The sequence below is a fragment of the Bdellovibrio reynosensis genome, from assembly GCF_022814725.1.
In the GTDB taxonomy this organism is placed as follows: domain Bacteria; phylum Bdellovibrionota; class Bdellovibrionia; order Bdellovibrionales; family Bdellovibrionaceae; genus Bdellovibrio; species Bdellovibrio reynosensis.
In genome coordinates this window covers 2708993-2727545 of the sequence record NZ_CP093442.1, presented here as the reverse complement: position 1 = coordinate 2727545, position 18553 = coordinate 2708993, and the positions used below count along the sequence as shown (strand labels likewise).

Sequence of the window (18553 nt, the reverse complement as noted above, 5' to 3'; positions counted from 1 at the left end):
AAAAGAAGGAATTCTTGTGCTTCAATGTTTAGCAACTTTGACATTAGCGTTTTTATTTAATAGCCATGCCTTAGCGCAGACTTCTGCCGAAGAAGCGCCGCCTTCGCCTGTTGCGCCTGCGCCAGTTAAGCAAAAGCTTACAAAACCTTTAAATTTCTTAGTCACGGATCATGAAGTAAAAGTAAAAAATCCGCTATTGCAGTATGATCTGAAAAAGACTGATGGCAAATCACTGGAAATTGGCAGCGAGGTTTTTGATAACGAATCTTTCACTGCGAAACTTGAAGGTGGAACTTTAAATTTCAAATGGAATAGCCGTCTCATCGAAACCGGAGAAATCACGATCATTGACGAACAGGGTAATGAGCTTTGGAATTTCGAGGCTACGACCGCTGGCGCAGCAAGCTTTTCTGATCTTTCAAGTTCTAAAGCTCCCCGCTGGCAGAATGGATCGGCCTTTCGCTTTTGCCTTCGTTCAGATATCGGCAACGGGTTTACTAGTATGTGCACCCAGCTTTATGCAGTTGAGATTAAAGGCACAGACATTCAGTTGGGACTAGCAAGATCGACTGGCTCTGCTCGTATCATTTTACAAAATGAAGAAAAAAAATTAAGTGGGGCCGAAGAAGTAACAGTGGGAAGTCCCGTGCAATTTCTTGCCACGCTTTCATCAAACGCCAGCTATGAATTTTTATCTGAGCCACATCCTTTGTTAATAAAAGACCTCGTGGTTTCTGAAAAGTCGAAAGATGCAGTGACTGTAACTGCAGTGGCTCCTCGCCCCATCAATCTTGAATCAGAGTTGATCGAAGGAATTTCATATAACAAGTTTACAAAGATCCTAGGTTTTGAAAACACTATGCATTTACGCCCTGATTTATGGCGGGGCGACGTCAAAATAAAAGATGCTAAGATCGTTCTGCCTGGCAAATCTGGCGGCGCCTTTTCGTATGAATTAGAAATAACCGACCCGCCTGAAGCGAAAGACCGCCGATTCGTAAGCGAAAAAGTGATAAGCGGTACCTATAGATCAAAAGAAAAAATTGTTGTTTCTGATAGCGAAGGAAATGCCCAAGACTGGGAATTTGAAGTTCCAAAAGAATTTGGACTTAATACGGTTTCGCTTGAAGTTCCCGGTAAAAAAATGACTCACAAGCCGTACTTAGAAATTTACCGTGGCTCCGCTGGCCAAGCCAGTTTGCGTCTTACTGGGATTAGTTCGGCCAGTGGATTTTTAATTTTAAGTGAAGGACACGTTGCTTACTGGTTTAATGATATTGCTGGGCTTGATAGTTATTATTTTTCAAAACAACGTTGGGGCGTTAGCGCTCGTTATTTCTTTTCCTTAAACAAGTTGCCAGCTTCAACGGAAGATCAAACAAGTGACATCGATCTTAAGACCATGGATTTTGATTTACGCTATCGCCTAAATCCAGGTCTTTGGGAAAAAGATGAAACCGTAGGATTGATCGCCGCTTATGAAAGTTTGCAATTTGGTACATACAGCATCCCAAAAATGGGTGTGGGTGCTTTCTGGGCTCGCTCTATGCCTAGGTCGATTGATTATTGGTTTAGCAAACTTCCATTCATGAATTATCCAAAGTGGTTGGATATGGAATTCATCCAATATGTTTCTTCTTTAGATAGCAAATTCAATTTAGGAAGTGATTATGTGTTAAACTTCCACGGTAAGGTTTTGTGGACTCCGACATTCTTCGGAGAAGCGGGCTTCGGTGTTAAGAGTTATTACTTTGAAAGCGCGACCACTGGCGAAGGTGCAAAACTTACAACTTTCTTTGGAACTGTAGGGCTGGGAGTGAATTTCTAGTTTCTATGATCAAAGAAGGTTTCCCAAAGTACGGACAAATTTTGCCTTAAAACAAACTCATTGGATCTGAGCTACTCAAATTTTTGGCTCGGCCCTTGCTTCTTCAGACGTGAATCACGTTTGGAGAAACAATGAATTCAAAAATTTACCTCGCCGTCGCCATTTTAAGCTTAGGACCTGTCTTGGGATGCGCCCCGGATTCATCTGGGGAAAATAACAAAATTAAAGACGAGGTCACCGGTTGGCCAGAGCCTGGCACCCCATCACCAACTGCTGAATACATTGAGGCTGAGTGTAAAAAAGCTTTCACACAGGAACAAATTAACGCCTTTATGGCCTCAAATAGAACCAACTCAATTGGTGGAATTCGCGGCGAAGGCAAGATTGCTTGCTATAAATCTAAAGTAGAAAACGGACGAACTTCTAAAGTTGAATTCAATGGATTCACAACCGCTAGTATTATCCGTAAGGAAATTGCAAAATCTGTAGACTTCGACGGTACTGAAATCAAAATCAGGACGGAGAGCCTTGATGTAAGTGCAGAAGACCTGGCAACGTTTGAAGAATCTTTTGGCAAGCCAATCCGTCTTTATCCATCTTCTATAAGTAAAGCTGAATTGGGCTTTCTTGGCGAAGTTCCCGTTTATAATATTAGCGAATACCCGGGATCTGATGGCGGTCGCCTCTATTCAATCAAATTCACTAAAATGGAAAATGAACTTGCGAAAAAAGCTGTGCAAGACTTCCGTAATGGTGAAGCACTTGTGATAGCTAGTCAGAATTTTCAGAAAGATATTGAAACCATGACTGCTTTTTATGGACGGGAAATGGTTCCTGGGAAAGCCGATGTTGTCGCTTTCTTAAATGATCTTTGGGAGTCATCTGAAAGCGCTGACTTAAGCGCATCTGAAAAAACGAATTTGAAATTTAAGTGGATGAAAACCTCATTAAAATGGGCGAATCATATTCAGCCATCAGTAAAGCTAGGACAACCCTCTTGGGATCGTGCGCTTAAAGTTGCCAAAGATCTTTGGAGTCCGCGATCTTCAAAGCTAGAGACTGCAGATGCTGATAGCAGCCTTATGGCCTTAGAATTTTTAACTGCCTTGGACCCATCTTCTTCAGCAATGAAATATAGAACGTACGCCATTAAGTTGAATGCGTATATCACGGGTGATTCTCGGTATCTTTTAAATGAAACACTTCGCTTAGCTGAAAAACCTTATTCTGTGAGCCATGAAGAAATTCTTTTTGCTACAGCCAAAGAATTAAATGATTGGAAGATCAACGTTGAAATCTGTACAGCAACTCAATTTGATGAAACTAAGATTGATCTTATTATCGATCTTTCTAAGTGGCTTGTTTCTGCAGGCCATTACAGTGGTTCCAGTGCCTATAAAGCCAAGGAATTGGTTTTAGAAAATAATTTTAATTCAGAAAGAATTGCAGAACTAAAAGTGGCCTATGCGTGGATTAGCAAGGATTCGTCTTACAGAGCTTTAGATAAAGCTGAAGAACTTGTTAAAACAATGACATCCCAGCAGCTTAAAGATCTTAAGGAAACATTCCAATGGGTTGCACAAGATAGTTCCTACCGTGCCTATGAAAAAGCAGTAGACCTTGTTAGAACTATGACCTCTCAACAGCTTAAAAATCTTAAAGAAACTTATGTCTGGGTCAGACAAGACAGTACCTATCGCGCTTATGAAAAATCAGTAGAACTTGTCCAAACAATGACTTCCCAGCAGCTAAATGATCTTAAAGAAACATATGCCTGGGTCAGACAAGACAGCACTTATCGCGCTTATGAAAGGTCAGTACAGCTAGTGCAAACCAGATCTTCTCAACAGCTTAAAGATTTAAAAGAAACCTATGAATGGGTGAAACAAGAAGGCTCTTATCGTGCTTACGAAAAATCTATAGATTTGCTTAACACTTTGAGTTCTGAACAACTTAAGGTTTTAAAGGAAGCCTATTTATGGATTAAAACATTTGAGTATCGCGCCTATGACAAAGCTAACAGCTATGTTGTAGAAAAAGGCATGACTGCAGATAAGCTGCAAGCACTGAAGAATTCATTTGCTAAACATCGCAAGAAACTGAGCGCTTCAAGTGCGCTTAGCGAAGCTGAAAAAGAAGTGTTTGGAAATTAATTTTGAAAATGATTTTAAATAAAAAAAACCAAGCTTTTCGCTTGGGTTTTTTTATTTGAAGCTGCTTCAGCCTGCCTTCCGGCCCTACGCTGAGCTCTTCTTTTTAGCTTCTTCTTCAGCTTGGATTTCTTCTTCTGTTTTATAGACAAGCATTGGTTGGCCGCCATCGTTGATGACGTTTTCATCAATGATCACTTCCTTCACGTTATTTTTTGAAGGAATGTCATACATGATATCAAGCATTGCTGTTTCTAAAACCCCACGAAGACCGCGGGCACCAGTTTTACGTTTCAAAGCCATTTGCGCTACTGCACGAAGAGCTTTGTCAGTAAACTTTAACTCAACACCTTCAAAGCTGAAAAGCTTTTGGTATTGCTTAGTGATCGCGTTTTTAGGTCTTACAAGGATATCCATCAACGCTTCTTCGTCTAATTGACCAAGAACTGCGATGGCTGGAAGACGACCGATAAACTCTGGGATTAGACCGAATTTAGAAAGGTCATCTGGCTCACACTTCGCAAGAAGGTTTGAGCTCTTTTCAACTTCTTCAGCTGTACGGATATCAGCAGCGATCCCCATCGTTTTATTCGAAGTTCTGTTTTCGATGATTTTATCCAAACCAACGAAAGCACCACCCACGATGAAAAGGATGTTTGTCGTATCCACTTGGATGAATTCTTGTTGTGGATGTTTACGACCACCTTTTGGAGGTAGGTTCGCTACAGTCCCTTCAAGAATTTTTAGCAACGCTTGCTGAACACCCTCACCGCTCACGTCACGTGTGATTGATGGGTTTTCAGACTTACGTGAAATCTTATCGATCTCATCCACGTAGATAACGCCACGTTGAGCTTTTTCTACGTCATAGTCTGCCGCTTGCAATAGATTTAAAACTACGTTTTCAACGTCTTCACCGACATAACCAGCTTCAGTTAATGTCGTTGCATCCGCCATTGCGAATGGAACGTTCAGGATTTTAGCAATCGTTTGCGCTAGCAAAGTTTTACCAGAACCTGTTGGACCGATAAGAAGGATATTGGATTTTTGCATCTCAACGTCGTTTGTTTTCTTACCGCCCGTAGAAATAGAGTTCACACGTTTATAGTGATTGTGAACCGCTACCGCCAAAGTTTTCTTCGCTTGAACTTGCCCGATAACGTAGTCATCAAGATAAGTTTTGATATCAGCTGGTTTTGGAACTTTGAAAGTGCCTTTAACCGCTGTCTCTCTGTCTTTTTCCTCGTCAATGATGTCATTGCAAAGATCAATACACTCATCGCAGATGTAGACGCCAGGACCGGCGATCAACTTTTTAACTTCTTTTTGGCCTTTGCCGCAGAAGCTGCATCTTAATGCTCCGTTAGTATCTTTCGTAGTCATCTGCAATTATCCTTTTTTTGCCTTACGAGATTCAACCACATGATCAATCAAACCGAATTCTTTAGCTTGATAAGGGTCCATGAAGTTATCGCGTTCCATTTGGTCTCTCAAGAACTCGTAACCTTTGCCCGTGTGCGTTTCGTAAATGCGAGTCAATTTTTCTTTAGTTTTGATCAACTCACGCGCGTGAATTTCGATATCCGTCACCTGACCTGACAAGCCGCCTCCAGCAAGAAGGGGTTGATGGATCATGATGCGCGTGTTCGGAAGGCTGTAACGCTTCCCTTTTGTTCCAGCTGTTAACAGCAAAGAACCCATGGAAGCTGCCATACCCATGCAATATGTCGCCACATCGCACTTTACGAATTGCATAATGTCATAAATAGCCAAGCCCGCAGACACGCTGCCGCCTGGTGAATTGATGTATAAGTGAATATCTTTTTCTGGATTATCAACTTCTAGGAAAAGAAACTGCGCGATAATTGCATTGGCAACCTCATCCGTCACTTGTGATCCAAGGATCACGATACGGTCTTTAAGTAGGCGGGAATAAATATCATAGGATCTTTCGCCCTTGGAGGTTTGTTCTACGACGTATGGAATGAGTGCCACTGCTGTCTCCTGTGGTTGTAATTGAAGTGTCATTCTGTGCTACCTATCGGAATACTATCGTAGGACTTTATCAAAAAGCCTTGGTCCAGGTCATCCGCTGTGCTACATCTATTGAAGTTTGACAAAACCGAATCATTTTAAGGGGTTCATATGGCTTTCAATCTATTAAACAAAGACATCGAAACACTTTCTAGCCCGGCCTTGGTCGTGTTTTCGAAGGCTTCTTCACAAAAAGACAAACCAGCGAAAGTGACTCATTCTGAGCTTAATAAAACTTTGGCTGATGCAATTGCTGACAAAGCAATCACTGGTGGTCATCAGGAAGCAGTTACTTTCCGTGAACTGAACTACAAAGGTTTCCGCCATGTAATCGTAGTGGGTCTTGGTAAAGAAAACGCACTTACTCATGAAAGCACTCGTCAAGCTGTTGCTTCTGCATTCGAAGCAATCAAAGCATTGAAAGTTAAAGAAGCTGTTTTGCATTTTGATGGCATCACTGCGAATAAAAAAGAAGCGGCATCACTAGCAAAAGCAACTGCTGAAGGCTTAATTTTGACTTCTTATGTTTTCAACGAACTAATGTCTGCGAAAAAAGAAGAAAAAGAAATTGATGTTCACGTAGTAACTAAACTTGCTGCTGACAAAGCTTTCAAAGCGGCTTTCCAAGAAGGTGTTATCCTTGCGACATGCACTAACTTCTCTCGTCGCCTTGGTGATTTGCCTGGGAACTTGATGACTCCAACAATCCTTGCTGACTCTGCTGTTGAAGCGGCTAAAGGCACTGGCATCAAAATGACAGTTTGGGATAAAGCGCGTATTAAAAAAGAAAAAATGGGCGGACTATTAGGGGTTTCCCAAGGTTCTGACCAAGAACCACGTTTCATCATCATGGAATACAAAGGAGCTGCTGCTTCTAAAAAACCAGTGGTGTTCGTAGGTAAAGGTCTTACTTTTGACTGCGGTGGTATTAGCATTAAGCCTTCTGCTGGTATGGAAGAGATGAAATACGACATGTGCGGTGGCGCGAACGTTATCGGTACTGTTCTAGCAATCGCGAAGCTTAAACTTAAAATCAACGTTGTTGGTTTGATTGCTTCGACTGAAAACTTGGCGGGTCCTTCTGCAACTAAGCCAGGTGACGTCCACACGGCTCGTAACGGTAAAACATTTGAAGTGAACAATACTGATGCTGAAGGACGTTTGATCCTTGCTGATGCTTTGTCTTACGCAACTGAACTTGATCCACAAGTTATCATCGACGCTGCGACTTTGACTGGTGCGATGGTTGTTGCCTTGGGTAACACTCACACTGGTTACTTCACTCGCAATGGCGCTTTGAAAACGAAAGTTGAAAAAGCGGCGCAAGCTTCTGGTGAATGGGTATGGAACATGCCTCTGACAGATTTCCACGTAAAAGATATGAAAGGCACTTTTGCTGATCTTTCAAATATCTCTGCGGGTAAGGGTGCGGGTTCTGCAACTGCAGCTGCGTTCCTTGAGCAATTTGTTGGTGAAGGCATTCCTTGGGCGCACTTTGATATCGCAGGAACAGGTTGGGCTGTTGGTAACCGCCTTCCATACTGCCCTAAAAAAGGTGCTTCTGGTGCGATGATCCGTACATTCGTTGAAATCGCGAAATTGCACGGCTAGCTGCTTCAGCCTACGCGCCCCACGGTGCTTCGGCACTGCCGGCGGTCCGCCGAATAAAAAAACCCTCAATGGTTTTGCATTGAGGGTTTTTGTTTTTTAGAGCTTTGTGAAATTAGAAATTTAGAACCATCGGGTGACCAAGGTATTTTGCGACCTCGTCGCTTTCAACCGTCAACGCTTCAGAGTCTTTTTGGTTGATCAGTTTTACTGATTTCAAAAGCCAGATTCTTGGCCAATCTTCTGGAAGATTTGTAAATCGCACTGTCAGTGCAGAACCTTCGTTAAATTGAAACTCGCCGTCGCCAGGGCGCTCCCCTAAGATTTTTGTGATTGGTAAAAATAGAGGGCTGATTTTAGCCATGTCTTGGCTGTATTCACACCGGCCTTCAAGTTCCATTTCTGGTTTATCGCCGCCAACAGAAACGCCTTCAGCTTCGAAAGTTAAAGAGATCTTACCAAACTCTTGGCAGGCCAATTTCTTTTCGCCGGAATTGTTGATGAAAACAAAGTGGCCTAAGCCGATCGCAGCACCACCAGCACCTTTTTTAAGTTCTAAGCCGGTTAATAGGCGTTGCTTTACCGCCTCCTGAAGTTTCGAACCTGACAAATGTGAGAAATCAAATCCCGTCTTAACGGCGGCAGGGTCACGGTTCACTGGAACCGCATCAGTAGTATAGGAAATGACAGAATAACCCGCGGTGAACGTAAGGGCGAAAAGAACAAAAACGCCATAAAATTTTCTCATGAAGCGATCTCCTTTTTGTAGGATAGCATCCGGATATTTCTGGCTCCTCTGTTTTTATCTCTTCCGGGCTTTGGTCTATTTGAAAATTTTTCTGCGTGGAGTTGGTAAGCCCGCGAAAAACCCACAAAACTCAGCCAAAAGTTGGTAATTACCGCCGCGGATTTTACCAATTATTAAGAGTAAAATATGCCTTTGACTACGTAATGAAGCTTGGCCATAAACCGGACCATGAACAAGACTTCGGAATTCTTATTAACTGAGTACCAACGTCGCCGTAATCAGGCACCTAACCTTACTAACGCCCAATTCGCTAAAATGCTGGGGATCCCTTCCAGCCGCTTAAGCGACTATATCAATGGCCGCCGTATCATGACGACCACCATGGGTAAGCAGGTAATTAAAGGTCTTGGACTTCCTGATGTGGACTTTGAACACCTTAAAAACCTGATTGAGTTTGATAAAAAGAAAATCAAAACTTTGCAGCCTGAAAGTCAGCTTAAAGAAGACGAGTTCGCTGTCGTTTGTGATTGGTATCACTTTGCTATCTTGGCGTTAGTTCCACTTAAAAACTTTCAACCTACCCCACAGTGGATTGCTGACCGTATTAATATCCCCGCAGAGGTTGCTCATGCTGCTATCGAACGTCTTGTTCGTCTAGGGTTGCTATCGATCGAAGAGGGAAAGTTTGTAGTCACTCACAAGCAACTTGAAACGACTCATAACATTCCTTCAGAATCTTTGCGTCGTTCACACAAACAATCTTTGGTGCAGGTGATTGATAATCTTGATCGCGTGCCAGTTGAAATGCGTGACGTAACTTCCATCACTTTCCCAATGAATCGCAAAAAAATTCCTGAAGCGAAACGTTTGATTAAAAACTTCCGCCGTAAGATGGCGACCTTAATGACTCAAGGACCGAAAACCGACGTTTATAATTTGAACGTACAGCTATTCCCTGTAACGAAGGTGACAAAATGAAATATTTAAATCTTCTTCTTGTACTTTTTGGCTTCTTTTTTTCTTCAGTCTCTTTCGCGAACAACTGGTATGACCGTGGTAACGGTGGCTTCACCGTTGTATGCCCTGATTCGTCAGTGGTTTTGGATTTATTTGAAACGGATATTAATGGGCTTGTGAAAGTTCATTACTCTTCGCAAGAAACGGCTTTAGCTAAAGCTCAAGATATCGTAGGTCGCTTGAAAGGGCTAGATCCTGCTAGGGAAGCTCTTTACCAAACTTGGCTTCAAGATTTTTTCACTGAAGTAAGCTTTGTTAAGAACGCTAACTTTGCCCCGGTGAATGATTTAGGTTTAGTGGCCTTGCCTTCAAACTGCGCCTTAAAACAAGTTGTATTCCAACGTAACCCATCCGTTTTAAATAGCTCTCGTTATTTAATTGATTCTGAGCTTTGGAATTCCATCGATGAAAATCAACAAGCGGCGTTGATGGTTCACGAAATTATCTATCGTGAGTTTATCAACGGCACTTCTTTTGAAACAAGCTCCGAACGCGTTCGTCATTTCAACGCTTTATTGCATTCAAATGTTCTTAAGAACTGGAACTTAAAAACATACCTTGATGTTCTTAAGGGTTTGCATGTTTCTACTTACACTTACGAAGGTCTTTCATTTTTGATCGGCTATAGCGATGAGCGTTTTAATTACGTAGCATCAAATATCGAAGTCCAAGAAGGCAGAATTCTTTCAGGAACTCTTTCAACTTTTGCGGCTATTGATTTGCCATTGCTAAAATGGAATTGCTCTACGAAGAATGCACCGGCAGCTCTTGGTAATGTTGTTCTTGCTGAAGATGGCAGAATCAAAAACCTAAAAGTGAGTGCACAGTGGTTAGCATATTCTGACTGCTTGCCTAGTTTTACTTTGGCTCCGCAGTTTGTAGTCGTTGGTACCGAGTGGCTATTTGACTTGCATGAAGCTTTAATTGACGTAAAAGCCCCCGCTGAGCTTTATAACAACCGTGAACTTTTGTTTGGCAAATGGAGCATCACTAGAAGAGTAGGTCTTACAGACGTTCCAGCTGAAGCGTTCTTCGATTTTGATCAAGATTCAAATCTTAGAATCCTAAGCCTTGGTGGCAGTCCTTGTTTGCGCGCTGATCACAAAATCGTCTTTATGCCAGCGCCTGAATTTCAACAGCGTGAAATCACGTTTGATATCAAAGGTAACTTAGAAACAGCAATCCCTGCTTGCTTCTAAGTCGTCATTTTATTGCAGCCCACAGGTTTATAACCCTTAAAGACCGCGCCCATTTCTTGGGCCTCGTGGGCAATCGCTAACAAGCCTAATTTCGCGGTCCAACCGTAAACGTTTTCTTGCGGGCAGCCTGGCGTATTGATCGCTAGGTCTGATACGCAAAGACGTTTAAATACGGCACCCGGACTATTTAAGCTTTCTTCCGCGGACTTTTCAGCGTGGGTTCTTAAAAAGCCCCCCGCTAATTCACAGCCAATCATGTAAATAACTGGCTCAGCGCTGCTGCCATCGGCTTGAACGATGGAAGGGATACCTTCTTGGATAATCACTTCTTCAACGTCTCTGCCGCCCTTAGCGGCCTTCATTTTTTTGCGGGATTTATAAGACCACGTTTTTACTTCTTCGCCGGAACCAACACGTATAACTGCTAAGCCATAGGTACCAGCATTGTTTTTTACGAAAACAAAAGGCTCTTGAGTGATCCCGCGTTTTTTATATTCTCCGCGAAGATGCTCTAGCATAGCGTCTACTCTAGCAGCTAAAGCGTTGCGGCTGTTTTCATCAGCGATATCGAAGTTTTCAAAAAGTTCCGTTTCAACTCTTAGCAAGAATGGATCAATCTTCGTGATTGCTGCAAATTCATTCACAAGTTGATTGTAGTATTTAAAGTAGGTGCTTTTCTTTCTTTGATACCAACCAAGTTCTCTTGGTGGATTCATTGAATACTCAGTCACAGTACCCGCCCATTCTTCATAGGCTTCAGAAAAGTCGTTATTACTGATAATAAGATCTGGCTTGAAAGTTTTAAATAGTTCCCCGTTCACAAGCGCAGAGTGCACAGTCACTTCGTTACCAGCGACACTGGTTAACTTCATTGGTTCTGGCAATTCGCGGGGAATCGCTACTTTCACCACACGGTCTGAAGCTTCAATCAGATTTTTTATTGTATAAACATTTTCCCAATAAAAAGCATTGTTCGTGTGTTCTTCAGTCACTAACAAAACATTTTTTACGTCGGCACCATAGTGCTTGGTGATGTATTTGTTCATCAATCCAACGGAAGTTTCTTTGTCTGTAGGACAGATGTTGTTGAAACCTGCTGGGAATATATTTGCGTCGACATTTGAAATCTTGTAACCAGAATCACGAACATCGTAGCTAGAGTAAATAGGCACAGATAAGTTTTGTGTTTTTGCAGAAAACCACGCGCAAATCTCATTCATGTTGGCGAGGGTTTGTTTGTGCAGCGTTAATTTCGCCATGTTTGCTCCTTGGTCCATACTACAAATTCGGATCTTCTGATGGAACCACTTTGGGGGGAAAAGGTATAGAAGACTTTTCCTTTTCTGGCAACAAGGGCTTTATCGTCAATTTGCTTTCACGTTTAAGACTATTTAGTTTTTGAGATTCTGTAGTCAAAACCATAGATTCGCCACCGCTGTACAATGCATGTTCGGACTGCTTACGAATTTCTGCAAGCTGGCGAAAGAATCTTTCCTCGTATTGGTTCTGTTTTTGTTCTTCATAAGGCTTGTACAGAATTGCCTGATCCATAAGTTCTAAAAGACTGCCACCTAAGTCAGCGCGCTTCTGCTGGCCGTTAAGAACTTCTAGCTGCCGATTTAAATCGCGAAAAGTTTCCGTCAGTTTTTGTTCGGCGCGCGCGGACCATGTGGGGTCGTTCGCTTTTAAAGCTTTGATTAAGTACGCTTGAACAACTTTCTGGCTATTCACGACTTGTTCAAAGTTGTCTTCTGAAAGTTGGTTAGTCGTGATGTTGCCCATTTGGAAATAGGCTTTGGCTATCCATTCTTTTTTTACATTCGGACCCGCCGATTGCAAATACCTGTTCATCCCACTTTCAGCTTCGTTAAGGTATTGAACCGCTTCTTTTTCACGGCCTAAGCGCGCATACACTGCTGCCAGTCTTGCTGGAATTTCAGCAAGGACTGTTTCTGGGGGAAGATGTTGCCCCATTTTTTTTGCATCCATCAAGGTTGCAATCGTCTTTACGTCATCGCCCATGGCTTCATAAGCTGAAGCCATTTGATAAAGAGCCAAAGCTGAAATTTGTGGCTGCTCTGTTTGCGTCTTTAGCCATATTTCACGATATAGATTGATAGCCTCTTGGTGTTTGCCTGCGCCATCCAAGGCCTGGGCTTCACCCAATCTTGCAGATTGATAGAATACTGACTGTGGCTTTCTGCCTGAAAAATCACGAAATAAAATGCGGGCTTCTTCGAAACGTCCTAACGCCAAAACTTTTTCAGCATTAGCAATTTCATTTTCTTCGGCTGTTCTTTGGGCTTTGGCCTGCTCTTCTTCGACGTTATTTTTAGCAAAGTGACCGCATCCTGAAAGCACCAACAGAGTCATTAAACAAAGCAGTTTCATGCTTTCTTTTCCCCTTCTACAATCAACGCACTGACTTCTTCAAGACCGGAAAGGTCTGAAATATCTTTAACTAAATCGGGAATACGAAAAATTCGTGCATCCTTTTTCATGGTTGCTTCAAATTTTTTATATAACTGATCCTTTTGATTGTAGTAGTTCCTCATCTGCGAGTACAAGTTCACAAGTTCGCTGTGGGCTTTTTCAGCGGCAGCTTCGGCACTGAGGTCTAGCCAGTAAGGAAAAACTCTATTTAAAACCACAGTAGTTAAATTGTGTCCGCCCAATCTGATTTGATGAGAGAAAAATTCGGCCTCTTTTAATTTCGCTTGGTCAAAAGACGTTACAAGACAAAACCGAGTGCTGGGCGCTGTTAACATGCGATGCACTTCGGTGGTTCGCTTTAAAAGCTGCTCCTGCCATTGTTCAATGTTGATAAAGAAATCACCCAGTTCATGAATGAAGTTTGATCCAGTCAGAACTTCCAAAGCTTTTAATACTTGTTTTGTTCCGGTATGTAGCATTTTGCCGAGAAAACTTGTTTTTTTACCGGCAGGATCACGGAACCACTTCGCGACACCTTCAGTAAATAACGCTGATAGCTTCTGCGGGGCTTGTAAAAAGTCTAAAGCATGTTTCGTAGGTGGAGTATCCAGAATAATCAAATCGAAAGCTTGTGATTCATAGATCGAATAAAGTTTTTCAAGTGCTGTGAATTCTTGCGAACCACTAAGGCTTGTTGAAAGCTGTTGATAAAGTTTGTTTTTATAGATCTTTTCAACCGCTTCACTTTTTTTAGCAGCCCTTGCGACAAAATCATCAAACGTTTTTTTATGATCGATGACAGAAGCGTAAAGTTCGCCTTTAAAATCCTGGCCTGGGACACGGGTGACATCTTTAGTGCCTTCGATTCCCAAAGTTTGCGCTAATCTTTTCGCGGGATCGATGGTCAGAACTAAAACTTTTTTACCTTCTTTAGCTGCCAGCACTGCCAATGATGCTGCCACCGTGGTTTTGCCGACGCCGCCACTGCCAACGCAAACCAAAATTTTGGTTTCTTGAAAAATAGCTGAACTCATTTTAATGCCTCCGCTATTTTTTCAGTCAGTGTCCAAGCGTAAGTTTCATATAACAACGGCAAGTGCTGAACTTTTTCTGTAGCTTGCTTGGTTCTTTCAAGCATTTCACTTTGACGAGTCAGCTGATAATCCAAGTATTCAGCGAATTTTCCTAAATCACTATTTTCTGCCTTGGCATCTTTTAAATCTGCTGAAGTCAGTTTGGTTTGAATAATTTTATTCATCAAGATTTCGGCGGAAACTGAAAATTCTGCTTTCAAGCGATGAATAAGTTCGCTGGCTTCTTTGACTGGAAGTTCTTCAGGTAAAGTAACAACGTGATAGTGGCATAGATCAGTATTTCTTAAGCAAGCATCGATACTGCGGCTTTGTTCACCCATCGGACCAAACTGAACCGCTTGGGCCATGCCCCTAGGTGCTTCCAATAAAGCAATGAAGTGGCCTGTAGCAAAGCCATCAACAACAATGCAATCAAACGGCAGTGGAGGCCCGTGTTTGCGCGGCCCACTTGTGACTTTTCCGACGATAGCCAGCTCTGAAAGCCCCGGTGCTACGTTGACCAAGGCTTTCATAACTGCATTTTCAAAGAATAGTTTTACGATGGCTTCAACTTTGATGAAGTGACGGGCGTACTCTTTTAAAGCCGCCTCCCCATCCCACAAGGCTACTGACAGGTTGTCTTTAATGCGCGTTGGCTGATAGCCGACTGAAGGTAAGTCAAAGAAATCCTTAAAAAAGCTGATATCACCAAGTTCCACGAGAAGGACTTTTTTACCCTCGCGGCTTTTTTTTAAGGCCATAGCAGCGGCTATAACTGACTTACCAACGCCGCCTTTTCCCGTCACGAAGTGAATCTCTTGCTTCATAAGTTCTTTGAGTGTGAATGACCTCTGAAATATAGGCATTACGCGGTGCGATGAGTTTGCCTTAAAGCAGGGCCTACTCTACTATCCAGCGGCTTTTAATTTAGGAGAAAAAGACATGAAATCGAATGTAGAAAAAGTCTCTAATCTTTCCCGCAAACTGAATGTTGAGATTCCTGCAGCAGCTGTACAATCTGCTTTCCAAAAAATCTTCACTGGTATTCAAAAAGACGTAACAATCAAAGGCTTCCGTAAAGGTAAAGCGCCTTTGGCTACTGTTAAAAGCTTGTACGGCGACCGTGTAAAACAAGACGTTGTTCAAGATTTGATCCAAAAACACTACGCTGAAGCTTTAACTGAACACAAACTTGAGCCTATCAGCTACCCAGAATTTGAATTTGCTGACCCGACAGAAAACAAAGATTTTTCTTTCTCTGCAGCATTTGATGTTCGTCCAGAAATCAACTTGAAGAAATACGAAGGTCTTGAAGTTGAAAAAGAGAAGTTTGAATTCGACGCTAAAAAAGTAGAGCAAGTGTTGGAAAACATCCGCGCTTCACGTGCTACTTTTGAAACTGTGACTGAAGCTCGCGCAGCGAAATTGGGCGATGTTGCTGTTGTTGATTTTGAAGGATTCATCGACGGTAAACCTCTTGAAAACGGTTCAGGCACTGATCACCATCTAGAGCTTGGTGCAAAACAATTCATCGAAGGTTTTGAAGATGGCATCGTTGGTATGAAAGCTGGCGATACAAAAACTCTTTCTTTGAAATTCCCAGATCCATACCACTCTGCTGACCTTGCTGGTAAACCAGTAGACTTCAAAGTTACTTTGAAAGAAATCAAAGCAAAAGTATTGCCAGAGCTAAACGATGAATTCATCGCTACTTTGGGCGGTCCAAAAGACCTTGATGCTTTGAAAAAATCTATCGAAGAAGATTTATCGCAAACTGAAACTAAACGCATCGAAGATGCTTTCAAAAACCGCCTTCTTAAAGCGTTGGTAAAAGAAAACCCAGTTGAAGTTCCACCTTCTTTGATGAAAGAACAAAAAGCTTCATTGGTTGAAGACTTCAAAAAACGCATGACTGAACAAGGCATGGGTCCAAACGATTTCGCTTCTTACCTTGATAAATGGGACAGCGATTTCGAAAAAACTGCCGCTGAAATGATCCAATCATCTTTCCTAGTGGATGCGATCGCTAAAAAACACGATCTATTCGCTAAGAAAGAAGATCTTGATGCGAAATTTGCAGAGTACGCTCAACAAACTGGTATTGAAGAATCACGCATCCGTGAATTCTACGGTCGTCCAGAGCAAGCTAGCCGTTTGACTTACATGATCACAGAAGAAAAAGTGATCGCGTTGTTGAACAAGTCAGTAAAAATCAAAGAAGTTCCAGCTGGTTCTTTAAAAGACGAAGCTAACTAATTCGATCGATTAAATTCAAAAACAAAAAAGGCTCCTCAAAAGGGAGCCTTTTTTTATTTCCAAAACGAGAACTCTAGTAGCGATCAAAAAGGGCAAGATGCAAGGCGGAGGGGTTTCCCACAGCGCAGGCGTAGCAGAGCTACGTCGGAGCGAGGACAAACCCCGACAACGCAGTCAGCTTGCCCTTTTTCATCGCTACGGGTGGCAGTTGTTGTATTCTTCGAAGTATCGCTGACAAATTGAGTATTGGCTGTTGCAGTCGTTGTTGTCTGTCGAGTTGTATTGAGCGTTCGGACAGGTGCGCGCCGCTCCTCTTGTCACGACCGCTTGAAAGCGACCTTCAGTAAGCAAGATTTTGCCAGAGAAAATACGATATTGAACGGTGTTTACCCCTGCTTCCAAAATGGGTTTTTGGAAAAGAGTTGAAATCCACAAGTTGAAAGCATCATGGCTTTTTCCGCGCACACCATCATACGAAGAAGCGCGATCGCGTACAGAGCCGTCTTCATGTTTAACAATTAGAATAACGCCATCAGCACGGCTGTCTTTAGGGCCGATGAAATGATCATAGGCTGCGGGGTTCAAAATTACGTCATGGCAGGAATACAAAGCAGCGCCGGTTCCGTTAAAACCGTTGCAAACAACGTGGACTCTTCCTTGAACTGGAGTTGCAGAGAGCTGATTGCCTTTTGCGAAGCCAACATACTGGGCGTGCGCAAAAGAACTAAACGCAAAAACAAAAAGTAGTGTTTTTAACATGAAAGGCCCCCTCTGCCCGTCTTGTGTGCGGCTAGAGTAGGGCCACTAAATTCCAAGATCAATAACTAGCGCGTCAAAGCCTTGAGGGTCTCCCAAGCCTTCAAATAACTGAATGCCTGATACGCCTGATAATCAGTCTTGAAGAGCTTTTCACGAGGAGAGAGTTTCTCGTCTTTCTTAGATCCAACTTCTTTCCACCATGCCAATGCACCTTCTTCTTCACCTTGTTTTGCATCAAGTTTTTCAAGTGCTTTTTCTTTGTCACCTTTTAAGTGCCCTGCGATATCACCTTCGCGCGTGGATTGTGATTTCACAACTGCTTTAGAAAATGCCTCTGGATCTACTTCATCGATTTCGATATCAGGATGAATTCCTTCTGCTTGGATAGAAACTCCGCTTGGGGTGTAATAACGTGCCACTGTGAGTTTCAAGCCGCTGCCATCACCTAACTTAATAACTGACTGAACAGAGCCCTTACCGAAAGTGCGCTGCCCCACGATCAATGCGCGTTTGTTATCTTGAAGGGCGCCTGACACGATTTCACTGGCACTAGCTGTATATTCGTTTACTAAGATAACAATAGGGAAATTTGTATATTGACCGCGTTTAGTTGCTACAGCCACTTCTTTATCATTTTGATTTCTGCCAATCGTGCTGACGATCGTTCCATCTTTTAGGAACATGTCGCTCACTTTGATAGCTTGGTCTAGAAGTCCACCAGGGTTGCGGCGCATATCAATTAACAAGCCAGAGATTTTTCCGTCGTGTTCTTTTTGATGTTTTTCGATAACTTTTTGCAGATCTTTAGCAGTGTTTTCGATGAAGCTTGTGATTTTAACATAAGCAAAACCATCACCGATGTCAGTGTATTTAACTGATTTAATTTTTACGCTGCCACGAACCACTGTGATGTCGCGAGGCTTTTCTTCGCCTTCACGCACAACTCTAAGAATAACTTTGCTGCCACGTTTACCACGCATCAGTTGGGATGCTTCAACTAAGCTCACACCTTTTGTTGAATTGCCATCCACTGCAATAACTTTATCACCGGCTTTGATGCCAGCTTCCCACGCTGGAGCATCTTCGATCGGCGAAATAATTGTTAGAACGCCATTTTGAATAGAGATCTCAATACCCAGTCCGCCGAACTCGCCACTTGTTTCAGTTTCAAAATCTTTGAAGATATCTGGTGGCATAAAGTTCGTGTGCGGATCTAATTCACGAAGCATGCCTTTGATTGCACCGTAGACAAGTTTTTTAGTGTTAACTTCTTCGACATAATATTGCTGGATCAAGTTAAGTACTTTGCTGAAGTTTTGTAAATCAGCGTAACGCTCTTGTGCGAATGCGCGAACTTGAAAGCCCGTTTCAGCCATGATGAAAAGAGTTACTAGAAGGATGCCCCCTAAGATGTAGGTTTTCCAGTAACGTTTAAGTGATTGCATAGT

15 protein-coding genes are annotated in these 18553 nt (G+C 42.5%); 6 read left to right on the top strand and 9 right to left on the bottom strand.

Going from position 1 to position 18553, the window contains the following annotated elements; all coding sequences use genetic code 11:
- Positions 1 to 16 precede the first annotated feature (16 nt).
- Positions 17 to 1828 carry a hypothetical protein gene (locus tag MNR06_RS12755; RefSeq protein WP_243536663.1) on the top strand — a complete coding sequence of 604 codons (1812 nt, stop codon included), beginning with the start codon at positions 17 to 19 and terminating at the stop codon, positions 1826 to 1828.
- 131 nt (positions 1829 to 1959) lie between these two features.
- Positions 1960 to 3981 (top strand): hypothetical protein, encoded by a 2022-nt coding sequence (locus MNR06_RS12750; protein WP_243536662.1) that lies wholly within the window; start codon positions 1960 to 1962, stop codon positions 3979 to 3981.
- Between the two features lie 84 nt (positions 3982 to 4065).
- Here MNR06_RS12750 and clpX read toward each other — a convergent pair whose 3' ends face one another.
- Both clpX and MNR06_RS12740 read right to left on the bottom strand, forming a co-directional pair.
- Entirely contained in the window at positions 4066 to 5361 is a 1296-nt protein-coding gene (clpX, locus tag MNR06_RS12745; RefSeq protein WP_243536661.1) for an ATP-dependent Clp protease ATP-binding subunit ClpX, read from the bottom strand.
- Positions 5362 to 5367: 6 nt separating this feature from the next.
- Positions 5368 to 6006: an ATP-dependent Clp protease proteolytic subunit gene (locus MNR06_RS12740; protein ID WP_243536660.1), complete on the bottom strand. Its 639-nt coding sequence runs from the start codon at positions 6004 to 6006 to the stop codon at positions 5368 to 5370.
- Between the two features lie 117 nt (positions 6007 to 6123).
- Here MNR06_RS12740 and MNR06_RS12735 point away from each other — a divergent pair, with 117 nt between their 5' ends.
- Positions 6124 to 7623: a leucyl aminopeptidase gene (locus MNR06_RS12735; RefSeq protein ID WP_243536658.1), complete on the top strand. Its 1500-nt coding sequence runs from the start codon at positions 6124 to 6126 to the stop codon at positions 7621 to 7623.
- 112 nt (positions 7624 to 7735) lie between these two features.
- Here the strand turns inward: MNR06_RS12735 and MNR06_RS12730 are convergent, their stop codons facing one another.
- Positions 7736 to 8368 (bottom strand): hypothetical protein, encoded by a 633-nt coding sequence (locus MNR06_RS12730; protein ID WP_243536656.1) that lies wholly within the window; start codon positions 8366 to 8368, stop codon positions 7736 to 7738.
- A 228-nt stretch (positions 8369 to 8596) separates the two neighbouring features.
- Here MNR06_RS12730 and MNR06_RS12725 point away from each other — a divergent pair, with 228 nt between their 5' ends.
- Both MNR06_RS12725 and MNR06_RS12720 read left to right on the top strand, forming a co-directional pair.
- On the top strand, positions 8597 to 9346 hold the full coding sequence (locus MNR06_RS12725; RefSeq protein WP_243536654.1) for a TIGR02147 family protein: 750 nt from the start codon (positions 8597 to 8599) through the stop codon (positions 9344 to 9346).
- Positions 9343 to 10584, top strand: a complete 1242-nt coding sequence (locus MNR06_RS12720) for a hypothetical protein (protein ID WP_243536652.1) — start codon at positions 9343 to 9345, stop codon at positions 10582 to 10584. Before MNR06_RS12725 ends, MNR06_RS12720 begins: the two co-directional genes overlap by 4 nt.
- Here MNR06_RS12720 and gshA read toward each other — a convergent pair.
- Genes gshA through MNR06_RS12700 form a run of 4 tightly spaced genes read right to left on the bottom strand, consistent with a single transcriptional unit; the run spans position 10581 to position 14917 of the window.
- The gene (gene gshA, locus MNR06_RS12715; RefSeq protein ID WP_243536650.1) at positions 10581 to 11843 is read right to left on the bottom strand and encodes a glutamate--cysteine ligase; all 1263 of its coding nucleotides are present in this window, start codon (positions 11841 to 11843) and stop codon (positions 10581 to 10583) included. The two genes, MNR06_RS12720 and gshA, sit on opposite strands and share 4 nt — an antisense overlap.
- A gap of 19 nt (positions 11844 to 11862) precedes the next feature.
- Positions 11863 to 12975 (bottom strand): tetratricopeptide repeat protein, encoded by a 1113-nt coding sequence (locus MNR06_RS12710; protein WP_243536648.1) that lies wholly within the window; start codon positions 12973 to 12975, stop codon positions 11863 to 11865.
- Positions 12972 to 14051, bottom strand: coding sequence for an ArsA family ATPase (locus MNR06_RS12705; protein WP_243536646.1), 1080 nt, complete (start codon positions 14049 to 14051; stop codon positions 12972 to 12974). The genes MNR06_RS12710 and MNR06_RS12705 overlap by 4 nt, the downstream gene beginning before the upstream one ends.
- Complete coding sequence (locus MNR06_RS12700; RefSeq protein WP_243536643.1) at positions 14048 to 14917, bottom strand: ArsA family ATPase; 870 nt, start codon at positions 14915 to 14917, stop codon at positions 14048 to 14050. The genes MNR06_RS12705 and MNR06_RS12700 overlap by 4 nt, the downstream gene beginning before the upstream one ends.
- A gap of 115 nt (positions 14918 to 15032) precedes the next feature.
- On the opposite strand from MNR06_RS12700, the gene tig reads away from it, so the two are divergent.
- A complete protein-coding gene (tig, locus tag MNR06_RS12695; protein WP_243536641.1) occupies positions 15033 to 16346 on the top strand; it encodes a trigger factor in 1314 nt (437 codons plus the stop codon).
- Positions 16347 to 16541: 195 nt separating this feature from the next.
- On the opposite strand, the gene MNR06_RS12690 is transcribed toward tig, so the two are convergent.
- Together MNR06_RS12690 and MNR06_RS12685 are read right to left on the bottom strand one after the other, a co-directional pair.
- Positions 16542 to 17105 carry a hypothetical protein gene (locus tag MNR06_RS12690; RefSeq protein ID WP_243536639.1) on the bottom strand — a complete coding sequence of 188 codons (564 nt, stop codon included), beginning with the start codon at positions 17103 to 17105 and terminating at the stop codon, positions 16542 to 16544.
- 65 nt (positions 17106 to 17170) lie between these two features.
- Positions 17171 to 18550 carry a S41 family peptidase gene (locus tag MNR06_RS12685; protein ID WP_243536638.1) on the bottom strand — a complete coding sequence of 460 codons (1380 nt, stop codon included), beginning with the start codon at positions 18548 to 18550 and terminating at the stop codon, positions 17171 to 17173.
- Positions 18551 to 18553: the final 3 nt, after the last annotated feature.